The 9,044-nt window shown below is 41.9% G+C and carries 7 protein-coding genes; 2 read left to right on the forward strand and 5 right to left on the reverse strand.

The window, feature by feature from the left end; genetic code table 11:
* From JR005_RS14485 to lldP, 4 genes are all read right to left on the reverse strand, one after another.
* Positions 1-575, reverse strand: a 575-nt coding sequence (locus JR005_RS14485; RefSeq protein WP_228731746.1) for an FAD-binding protein, incomplete at its 3' end; no start/stop codon positions are given.
* 20 nt (positions 576-595) lie between these two features.
* Entirely contained in the window at positions 596-1,750 is a 1,155-nt protein-coding gene (gene lldD, locus JR005_RS04225) for an FMN-dependent L-lactate dehydrogenase LldD (protein ID WP_151814392.1), read from the reverse strand.
* Complete coding sequence (gene lldR / locus JR005_RS04230) at positions 1,747-2,499, reverse strand: transcriptional regulator LldR (RefSeq protein WP_218665616.1); 753 nt, start codon at positions 2,497-2,499, stop codon at positions 1,747-1,749. Before lldR ends, lldD begins: the two co-directional genes overlap by 4 nt.
* Positions 2,500-2,535: 36 nt before the next feature.
* Positions 2,536-4,197: an L-lactate permease gene (lldP, locus tag JR005_RS04235; protein ID WP_171456474.1), complete on the reverse strand. Its 1,662-nt coding sequence runs from the start codon at positions 4,195-4,197 to the stop codon at positions 2,536-2,538.
* A 469-nt stretch (positions 4,198-4,666) separates the two neighbouring features.
* Between lldP and JR005_RS04240 the strand changes: the two genes are divergently transcribed.
* Both JR005_RS04240 and JR005_RS04245 read left to right on the forward strand, forming a co-directional pair.
* Positions 4,667-5,566 (forward strand): LysR family transcriptional regulator, encoded by a 900-nt coding sequence (locus JR005_RS04240; RefSeq protein WP_004988740.1) that lies wholly within the window; start codon positions 4,667-4,669, stop codon positions 5,564-5,566.
* Positions 5,567-5,782: 216 nt separating this feature from the next.
* Entirely contained in the window at positions 5,783-7,150 is a 1,368-nt protein-coding gene (locus tag JR005_RS04245) for a phosphomannomutase CpsG (RefSeq protein ID WP_218665617.1), read from the forward strand.
* A 26-nt stretch (positions 7,151-7,176) separates the two neighbouring features.
* Here the strand turns inward: JR005_RS04245 and JR005_RS04250 are convergent, their stop codons facing one another.
* A complete protein-coding gene (locus JR005_RS04250) occupies positions 7,177-9,018 on the reverse strand; it encodes an LTA synthase family protein (RefSeq protein WP_218665797.1) in 1,842 nt (613 codons plus the stop codon).
* Positions 9,019-9,044 lie beyond the last annotated feature (26 nt).

Consider the following 9,044-nt stretch of genomic DNA (forward strand, 5'->3'; position numbering starts at 1 on the left):
AGATCAATGCCTAAATGATTGATCAGACGTAACTGTCCCTGATCATCCACATGCGCATAGAGTGCTAGCTCAGTATAGGCTGGCCCGCGTCGTACCAATGCCCCGCCCGAATTATTACACACGCCACCTAACACCGATGCGCCAATACAGGATGAACCAATCACCGAATGTGGTTCACGCTGATAAGGCTTTAAAATCTGTTCAAGATTATCCAGCGTCGCACCCGGTAAACACACCACCTGTTTACCTTCATGAATCACCTGAATGCCTTTTAAACGACGTGTACTCATGATAATCACAGGACGGTCATAGTCTTCGCCATAAGGTGTCGAGCCGCCGGTCAGCCCCGTATTGGCCGCCTGCATAATCACAATACAATTTGCTGCAATACTGACTTGTAATACCTGCCATTGCTCTAGCAAAGTTCCTGGACAGACCACGGCCAACACTTTGCCTTCACCAAAACGTCGACCCTGACGGTATTGCCGAGTGTGTTGATCATCAGTGAGCACATAGGCTTTACCGACTAACTTTTGTAGTTGTGACAATACATTCGGATCAACATGGGACAGCATGAACATCTCCTTGCAACAACTTAAGCTTGAATCAATTTATTAACCTGTACCAGACAATCCGCATTAATATCCGCAATGCTTTTTGCCCCTGTTAAGGTCATGGCAACCCGCATTTCTTTATCAATCAGTTCCAGTAAATTGCTTACACCTTGTCCACCCGCGGCAGCAAGTGCATAAATAAAGGCTCGACCCAACATGACACTATCTGCGCCCAACGCCAGCATACGCACCACATCCAGTCCATTACGAATACCCGAATCGGCCAGAATGGTCAAATCACCTTTCACTGCATCGGCAATCGCAGGCAAGGCACGCGCTGAGGACATCACGCCATCGAGCTGACGTCCACCGTGATTGGACACCACAATCCCATCTGCACCAAAACGCACCGCATCTTTGGCATCTTCTGGGTCTAAGATGCCTTTGATCACCATTGGGCCATCCCAAAATTCACGGATCCATTCCAGATCTTTCCAAGAAATGGATGGATCAAAATTGGCACCTAACCAACCAATATAATCTTCTAGCCCAGTCGGCTTACCTAAATATTTGGAAATATTGCCCAGATCATGTGGACGTCCTAATAAACCGACATCCCATGCCCACTGCGGATGCGTCACAGCTTGCAAATAACGGCGCATGGCAGCATTGGGACCACTCATGCCTGAATGTGCATCGCGATAACGTGCGCCCGGTACAGGCATGTCCACGGTAAACACCAAGGTCGAACAACCCGCAGCTTTGGCACGTTCCAGTGCATTGCGCATAAAACCACGATCACGCAAGACATAAAGTTGAAACCACATCGGACGCTTAATGGCAGGCGTGACTTCTTCAATCGGACAGACAGACACAGTCGAAAGCGTAAAGGGAATGCCCTTTTTATCGGCTGCAACCGCAGCCTGTACTTCACCACGACGCGCATACATACCGGTTAAACCGACTGGTGACAAGGCTACAGGCATCGACAGGGTTTCATTAAACAGTTTGGTTTCCAGACTCAAACTGGACATATCGTTCAACACACGTTGTCTTAATGCAATTTGCGATAAATCTTCAACATTACGTTTCAATGTGTATTCTGCGTATGCCCCGCCATCGATGTAATGAAATAAAAAAGGTGGCAAACGACGACGCGCCGCTTCACGATAATCATTTGAAGAAGAAATAATCATGTTGGATCAATCCTGTTTAAACGTGTTGCACGTTTCTGGCGAGCTTCGTCTTCATCCAGAGAACGTACATGATCGATGACAAATTCAATATGGCCACACACTGCATCTCGTGCTGCCTGAGCATCTTTACGGTCAATGGCATCCATCACCTGAAAATGCTGATCACTGAGTAGATCGGCACTAATCGGATGTTCATAGACTTTTTTACGCCCTAAAAAGACGTTGTATTGCAGTAAATCAAATAAACTGCGCATCATTTGAATCAGCACCACATTATGCGATGCTTCGGCAATCGCCAGATGAAAATTGGCATCAGCAACTGCCGCTGCTGCGGAATCCCCATGTGCCTGATGCCGTGCTATTTCATCAAAATACTGATGGATCTTGGCGCGATCAGCGTCGGTTGAACGCAAAGCAGCATACCAAGCTGTCCCGCCTTCAAGTACCAAACGCGATTCCTGTACATCAAAACGATAATGTGGATCGTCCTGCATCAAATGGCTAATCGGTTCAACAATCAACTGCTGCGACCATGTTTCAGGTAGCTGTTGAATATAAGTACCATCGCCACGACGACTGGATAAAACTCCCAGACTAATCAATTGCTGAATCGCTTCACGTAGCGATGGACGCGAGATCCCCAAACTGGTCGCGAGTTGACGCTCGGCAGGCAAACGATCTCCTTGTTTGAGATTACGCTGCTCAATAAGCGCCTGTAACTTTTGTACCACCTGATCAGAGACTCGCATTATTTTTCCTTCAATTTCGCCTCAATCAAAACCGAATTAAGGAATCATCCAAGGTACAATATAAGCCTGTACCGTCACGATGATCCCCACAAAGATGGTAAATATGATGCTATGTTTTACGGTAAAACGGAACAAATCTGATTCTTTTCCAACTAATCCCACTGCTGCACAAGCAATAGCAATCGATTGCGGTGAAATCATTTTCCCAGTGACCCCACCACTGGTATTGGCTGCGACCAATAACACTTCTGGAATGCCAATTTGTTGTGCCGTAGTCGCCTGTAACGCAGAAAATAATGCATTGGATGAGGTATCTGATCCCGTCAGAAACACGCCCAACCAACCCAAAAATGGTGAGAAGAAGGTAAAGGCATGACCGGTATGTGACAATGCCAAGGCTAAAGTTGCGGATAGACCCGAATAGTTGGCAATAAAGGCAAAGGCCAAGACCATACCAATTGAATAAATCGGAACTTTTAGCTCATTCAAGGTTTCGCCAAAAGTCACCACGGCCTGCTTCGCATTCATTTTTAAGAAAATGACGCTCATCACTGCCGCAATAAAAATCGCAGTCCCCGTGGCTGAAAACCAGTCGAACTTATAAATCGCATCATAAGGCGTATGTTCAGTCACAATCGGGGGCATTTTTTCCACCAGACGATGCAAACCCGGCACTTCGATTTTAAAAATCCAGTGTTCGAGTGCACCGCCTTTAACAAATAGATCCTTAAACGGTTTAATACTCCACAACGTCACCATCGCCGTCAAAATCGCAAACGGAGACCATGCTTTGGCAATTTGTGCAAACGAATATTGGGTGACCGATGCCGTTTGTTGATCTAGCTTTTCTGCTTCGGCGAAACGGAAAATATACTTCGGCTGCCAGACTTTAAACAATAAAGTTAAGCTGACCAATGAGGCAATTGCCGCTGTAATATCAGGCAATTCTGGCCCAATAAAGTTTGAAGTTAAATATTGAGCAATGGCAAAAGAACCACCACCGACCAACACCGCAGGCCAAGTTTCTTTGACACCACGCCAGCCATCCATAATTGCCATGATCCAGAACAATACGATGATGACCAAAAATGGTAACTGACGACCCACCATCTGGCTGATTTCCATGGTATCCACCCCGGAGACCTGCCCTGCGACAATAATCGGAATCCCCATCGCACCAAAGGCAACAGGCGCCGTATTCACAATCAAACACAGACCCGCAGCATATAGAGGTTTAAAACCAAGCCCCATTAGTAAAGCAGCGGTAATCGCCACTGGCGCGCCAAAACCCGCAGCCCCTTCCAGAAAAGTACCAAATGCAAAGCCTACCAATAGCATTTGTAGACGTTGATCTTCAGTAATGGACAAAATACTGGAACGAATAATGTCAAACTGACCTGTTTTCACCGAAATTTTATATAGGAATACCGCGCCCAGAATAATCCATGCAATCGGCCATAATCCGTAAAAAAAACCATAAATGAGCGAAGCAAAGGCCATTGCCGCAGGCATTTGATAAAAGAACAACGCAATAGCCAATGCAATCATCACGGTTAAAGTCGCCGCGATACTGCCCTTTAAACGAAATACGGCCAACGCTAAAAAGAAAAAGATAATCGGAATCAAGGCAATCAGACTAGAAAGCCAGATATTCGCCAGTGGATCATAAACTTGCTGCCAAACATTGAGCATTGTCATCTCCTTGAAATGCTGCCAGATATTTGTTTGATGAATCATCACGATTCAGTATTTATGTTAAAATTGGTATTACCAATTTAAATTAAAAAACAAAATACAGAAGGAATTTATAAACAAATGCATCATAAATAGTCTATATCAGCATTTCAAGGGCAACTTTAAAACATTATTGGTATGACCAATAATAAAACATGATAAAATCTGGTGTTTAGCGGGCATCGTATGATTGACCTATACGACTAAAGTTTCAGCACAAGAATCCACCTTGATCATTCTCGGATTTCAAAAAATAGTGTTTGGCATAAAACGCTGTTTTAATTTTGAGTCAAATTTCGTATAAACCAGACTTTCATTAGCGTCAGTTCTGCTTTTAGATCAGTCCATCTATACAAGGATTGACGAATCATTAAGATCGGTAGATTCTTGACAGAAGATGTCAATTCATCTGTTTGGGAAAAGGAAAAAATAGGTGTTCGATTTAGACAGCCGTTTACTGAATATTTTTTATCATATTTATAAATCCAAAAGTGTTTCGATGGCAGCAGATGCGATTGGCGTGAGTCAACCCACGATTAGTAATGGCTTGGTTAAAATTCGCCAACATTTTGATGATCCGCTATTTTTACGGGTCGGAAATGAAATGATTCCAACCGAACTGGCCAAACAAATTTTCCCTTTGGTCAGTGAAGTGATCAATAAAGTCGAGAGCATTAATAATTTTAGTCTGCATTTTGAACCGTCAAAATCTGACATGATACTTACACTTGCCATGACCGATGTATCACATCTGGTACTTTTACCCAAAATTTCCAATTTTTTGGCACAAAGTGCGCCGCAAATTCGCATCAATGTCCGTCCCATCAGTCTGGAAACCAGTTACCAGATGGCCAATGGTGAGATTGATATGGCAATTGGGTTTTTACCACAACTTGAAGATGGCTTTTATCAACAAAAACTATTTTCACAGCGCTATGTGGTGATTTCACGTAAAGATCATCCACGTATTAACGCGCAGAACTTTACCATTGAAGATTATATGCGCGAACTGCATATCGATATTGATACAGGTGTGGGACATTACCAGATTGAAAATGCGTTACAAAACAGTGGTGTGAAGCGTGATATTTTGATTCGCCTACCGAGCTATCTTGGCGTCGGCTTGATGGTACAGGAAACCGATGCGATTGCGACGGTACCTTATTATTTAAGTAAAGTACTGTTATCACGTGATAATTTACAAATTCTGGATGCGCCTGTCGATTTTCCAACGTATAGCATCAAACAACACTGGCATATGTGTTGTCATCATAAAACCAGTCATCAATGGTTTCGTAAATCCTGCTATGAAATTTTTAAAAATATGTCCTGATATCAATGTCTTTAATCAACTTTTTTCATCATTGTTTAAACCCTCTTTATTTTTCTCCCATAGGAAGAAATAAAATGGGTTGATAAAAAAAGTCTAATTGAAAAGAGCTTCAATTCAATACTGTTGAATCATGTAAACCTTCTGATTTACAACTCGGATTTTAACCAAACTTCTGTATAATCATTTCACAAATTTTTAACGCTAACTATTCTAGAAATGACGACACTAACTTGCTTTAAAGCCTATGATATCCGAGGCAAACTCGACACTGAACTGAATGAAGATATTGCTTATAACATTGGTCGTGCTTATGGACAAATCTATCAACCTAAAACGATTGTGATTGGTTGCGACATTCGTTTAAGCAGCGAAGGCTTAAAACAAGCCACCATTCGCGGTTTAAATGATGCAGGCGTGAATGTACTCGATTTAGGCATGACGGGTACCGAAGAAGTTTACTTTGCTGCCTTCCATCTGGATGTACAAGGCGGTATTGAGGTTACGGCGAGCCATAACCCGATGGACTATAATGGCATGAAACTGGTACGTGAAAATGCGCGCCCGATTAGTGCTGATACAGGTTTAAAAGAGATTCAAGCTTTGGCTGAATCTGGTCAATTTACAGAGGTCGCGGTTAAAGGAACGACCAGTCACTACAACATCCTTCCTGAGTTTGTCGATCACCTGATGGGCTATATTGATCCAGCAAAGATCAAACCATTAAAACTGGTGGTCAATGCAGGCAACGGTGCGGCAGGTCACGTGATTGATACCATTGAAGAAAAATTTAAAAGTCTGAATGTACCTGTTGAATTTATTAAAATTCATCACGAAGCAGATGGCACTTTCCCAAATGGCATTCCTAACCCACTTTTGTTTGAAAACCGTGATAGCACTTGCGATGCCGTAATTGAACATCATGCAGATATGGGAATTGCCTGGGATGGCGATTTCGACCGTTGTTTTCTATTCGATGAAAAAGGTCAATTTATTGAAGGCTATTATATCGTCGGTCTGTTAGCTCAAGCCTTTTTGATCAAACAATCGGGTGAAAAAATCGTACATGATCCACGCTTGGTCTGGAACACTTTAGATATTGTGGAAAAATATCAGGGTGAAACCGTACAATCCAAATCTGGACATGCCTTTATCAAGCAAGTCATGCGCGAACACAATGCCGTCTATGGTGGTGAAATGAGTGCACACCATTACTTCCGTGACTTTGCTTATTGTGATAGTGGCATGATTCCGTGGTTACTGACCATCGCGCTGCTGTCTGAAACAGGTCAATCGCTTTCAACTTTGGTTGAGAATATGATTGCGAAGTTTCCATGTAGTGGTGAAATTAACTTCAAAGTGGCAGATACGCAAATCACCATTCAGAAACTATTTGATCATTATGCAGCGCAACATCCACAAATCGACCGTACGGATGGTGTCAGTTTAGATTTTGGTATTTGGCGTTTTAATGTACGTGCTTCCAATACCGAACCTTTACTGCGTTTGAATATCGAGAGTCGCGGTGAACAGGCTCGTCCAATGCAAGATTATGTCGATGAGTTAACAGCACTCATTCAGGCTTAAATAATCAAATTAAAATACGGCTGAGATTACTCAATCTCAGCCGTATTGTCTGGCGTTAGACTTAAACCATAAAGATAATTTTCACCCGATAAACTATCCTGATTGATATTTTTATACTGCTCTAAAAGTTGCTTGGCATCATGCTTACACTCAGAAGCAGGCATCAAAAATTTAGGGTGAATCACCTCATAACAGCCCGATAAGCGCTGCATAAAATGATAATATGGAGAAAGCAGCAATCCTGCGACCTGCAATAATTTAGGTGCCACAAAACTGCTTGGAGTCGACTCTTGCTGTAACACTTTTTTCTGAATTGGAAAATTACTCCAGAGCGCCAAAGGCGTTTGATAGTTCTTTAAAGCCGTGCGTTCTGGATCATTTTTAAAATAATCATATTCATCATAAACGCCCTGCAAATTTGGCAAATGATCGCCAAAAACCAGCACAATGGTGGGTTGTTTTAAGGTTTTCAAATATGCAGTTAATTCTGATAATTTCTGATCTGCTCGTGCAACGCCAGCCGTATACGTACTGAGTTTTCGTTGGTTGAGCTCTGAAAGCGTTTTGCTGAACTTAAATTGTTGTTTGCCATAACGATCATCATTGTACATTGGATGATTTTCAACCGTAATCGCATAAATAAACTTGGGCTGATCCCCTTGCTGTAACACTTTTTTAATATTTTCGTAAATCAGCACATCCGTCGCCCACCCGCCTGCGTTAAATATCTGAGGTCGTTTTTCTTGCGAAACCATATTCTCTAAAGAAATAAATTGTTGAAAGCCTAAAGCAGGATAGACCTTATTACGATTATAGTAGTAGCCATAATTATTGTGCATGGCAATGGTTTGATACCCCAAACCATCCAGATAAAAGGGTAACGCATAAATCGGACGTTTCACTTTAGACACATACAATAATTCATTGGGAAAAAATGCCGTGTTTAAACTGGTCAATACCTCAAATTCAACATTGGCTGTCCCACCGCCAAATGAAGGTGAAATCAATTGCGATACCTGATTTTTCTGAAAAAAAGGCAATAAATTACGCCCTAAAGCCTGATCCAGATGTCGCGGATCCCAAAAGGATTCTTGCATAATAATCACGATATTGGGTTTTATTGCATCATCAGCCAAAGTACCTTTAACTTCTGGATTTTGATGCAAAATATCCTGTATCGCCTGCTCGGACACTTGCGCACGGGGCAATAACCGATCTGTCACCTGATCGAGTATTTTAGAAATATAAAATGTACTAAAACCATAATTTTGAATTTTACGATAATCTCCAACCCAGTCATTTCGTGTATTGGGAAAATCTGCGAGTTGATTACAAATGGCGGGACGATCGTCACGCTGACAAGCCCCTGTCGGATTCATTATAAAATTGAGATATATCAAACTGCTACTGATAAAAAAGAAAATAATGGTGTTCGGAACATAACTATGTATCGTTGTTTTTTCTTCTTTTCTGATTGCGACAACCAATACCACGAGGAACAGTGCAATTAAAATGAAAAAAATCAGTTGTAATGACCATGGAGAAGCTTTCATCGCCTCTGGTAATAAAAACACGTCTTCAGGACTGAGATTGCTGAATAAATATTGTTGTTTTTTCTGATTAATAAAATTCAGAAACATCACAAAAATTTGACTTAAAATCAACGCCGTATATTGACGGCCAGTGGCGATAAAGAAAAGCTGAATAATGGCGTAATTAAATAAAACGGCAAATAGAACTTTGTTATAGCCAATGTATAAGTAAAATTTTTTAAGTGTGAATGCATCTCCCCATCCGATATAAACACCGATACAGGCAGACAAAAAAGCAACGCCAATAAACAGCAATTGCTGGCGCAAAAAGGACATAAGTTGATCTGGGAGAAATACAACAA

Origin of the sequence: Acinetobacter sp. Colony158 (assembly GCF_019264745.1) — a bacterium.
Classification (GTDB): domain Bacteria; phylum Pseudomonadota; class Gammaproteobacteria; order Pseudomonadales; family Moraxellaceae; genus Acinetobacter; species Acinetobacter ursingii.

Coding starts and splice junctions, on each gene's coding strand:
- lldD (WP_151814392.1), bottom strand. CDS start 1,750: ATGATTATTTCTTCTTCAAATGATTATCGTGAAGCGGCGCGTCGTCGT.
- lldR (WP_218665616.1), bottom strand. CDS start 2,499: ATGCGAGTCTCTGATCAGGTGGTACAAAAGTTACAGGCGCTTATTGAG.
- lldP (WP_171456474.1), bottom strand. CDS start 4,197: ATGACAATGCTCAATGTTTGGCAGCAAGTTTATGATCCACTGGCGAAT.
- JR005_RS04245 (WP_218665617.1), top strand. CDS start 5,783: ATGACGACACTAACTTGCTTTAAAGCCTATGATATCCGAGGCAAACTC.
- JR005_RS04250 (WP_218665797.1), bottom strand. CDS start 9,018: ATGTCCTTTTTGCGCCAGCAATTGCTGTTTATTGGCGTTGCTTTTTTG.